Here is a 1,929-nt window from a genome sequence, read left to right on the forward strand (position 1 = left end):
GTTCACCCTCGACACCTATATCGTGCTCGACACCGATGGCGACTCGATCGGCGACAACCCGGCGCGGGTCAAGCAGATCCGCGAAGGCCTGACCGAAGCCCTGCGCAATCCGGACAACTACCCAACGATTATCCAGCGTCGGGTGCCGCGTCAGCTCAAACATTTTACCTTTGCGCCACAGGTGACAATCCACAACGATGCCCAGCGTCCGGTGACCGTGCTGGAACTCAGCGCACCCGACCGTCCTGGGTTACTGGCGCGGATCGGCACGATCTTCCTCGAGTTCGACCTGTCGCTGCAGAACGCCAAGATCGCCACCTTGGGCGAGCGCGTGGAAGACGTGTTCTTTATCACCGACGCCAACAATCAGCCGCTGTCCGACCCCTTGCTGTGCAGCCGCTTGCAGGATGCAATCGTCAAACAGCTGAGCGTCAACCAGGAACCCGATATCAAACATTCGCGCATCAGCATCTGAATCAACCCAATCCCCCTGTGGGAGCGGGCTTGTGTGGCGAGGGAGCTTGCTCCCGCTGGGTCGCGAAGCGACCCCAAAAGCTTGCGACTGCTGCGCAGTCCAACGGGAGCAAGCTCCCTCGCCACACAGGCCCGCTCCCATATTGAACGAGGCCCCCATGAACAACGCTCTGAACCAGTTGCAGCCCTACCCGTTCGAAAAGCTCCGCGCCCTGCTCGGCAGCGTCACGCCAAACCCGGACAAACGCGCCATCGCGTTGTCCATCGGCGAACCGAAGCATCGCTCGCCAAGCTTTGTCGCCGAAGCCTTGGCAAGCAATCTGGATCAGATGGCCGTATACCCGACCACCCTCGGCATCCCGGCCCTGCGTGAAGCGATCGCCGCATGGTGCGAACGCCGTTTCAGCGTTCCAAATGGCTGGCTCGACCCCGCGCGCAACGTGCTGCCGGTCAACGGCACCCGCGAAGCGTTGTTCGCATTCACCCAGACCGTGGTCAACCGTGGTGAAGACGCGCTGGTGGTCAGCCCGAACCCGTTCTATCAGATCTACGAAGGCGCGGCGTTCCTGGCCGGAGCCAAGCCGCATTACCTGCCATGCCTTGACGAAAACGGCTTCAACCCGGATTTCGACGCTGTTTCGCCAGACATCTGGAAGCGTTGCCAGATCCTGTTCCTGTGCTCGCCGGGCAACCCGACCGGCGCGTTGATCCCGGTTGAAACCCTGAAAAAACTGATCGCCCTGGCCGACGAATACGATTTCGTGATCGCCGCTGACGAGTGCTACAGCGAACTGTACTTCGATGAACAGACCCCACCACCCGGCCTGCTCAGCGCCTGCGTTGAACTAGGCCGCAAAGATTTCAAGCGTTGCGTGGTGTTTCATAGCCTGTCCAAGCGTTCCAACCTGCCAGGCCTGCGTTCGGGCTTTGTGGCCGGCGATGCAGACATCCTCAAGGGGTTCCTGCTGTATCGCACTTACCACGGCTGTGCGATGCCRGTTCAAACGCAACTGGCCAGCGTTGCCGCGTGGAACGACGAAGTGCATGTGCGGGCCAACCGTGCGCTGTACCGTGAGAAATACGATGCGGTATTGGAAATCCTCAGCCCGGTGATGGATGTGCAGCGCCCGGATGGCGGTTTCTATCTGTGGCCAAACGTAAATGGCGACGACGCGGCGTTCTGCCGGGATCTGTTTGCCGAGGAACACGTGACGGTCGTACCAGGGTCTTACCTGTCTCGCGAAGTGAACGGCTCAAACCCCGGAGCAGGCCGAGTACGTATGGCGCTGGTTGCACCGTTGGCAGAATGCATTGAAGCCGCAGAGCGAATTCGCGCGTTTATTACACGCAATAAATAACTCATAAAAGCTCCGCACTATGCAATGTAGTGCGGAGCATCATCAACCAAGCCATTTATTTAATAACACCTCCACACCCAGCACACACAACAACACC

The 1,929-nt window shown here is 59.4% G+C and carries 2 protein-coding genes; both read left to right on the plus strand.

The genetic code is table 11. The features are described from left to right. A partial coding sequence (locus AC1DLB_RS28870) for an ACT domain-containing protein (RefSeq protein WP_477786176.1) occupies positions 1-475 on the plus strand: 475 nt, incomplete at its 5' end. 157 nt (positions 476-632) lie between these two features. Further along, complete coding sequence (dapC, locus tag AC1DLB_RS28875) at positions 633-1,832, plus strand: succinyldiaminopimelate transaminase (RefSeq protein ID WP_064620059.1); 1,200 nt, start codon at positions 633-635, stop codon at positions 1,830-1,832. Positions 1,833-1,929 lie beyond the last annotated feature (97 nt).

Source organism: Pseudomonas sp. 05N434, assembly GCF_056396965.1.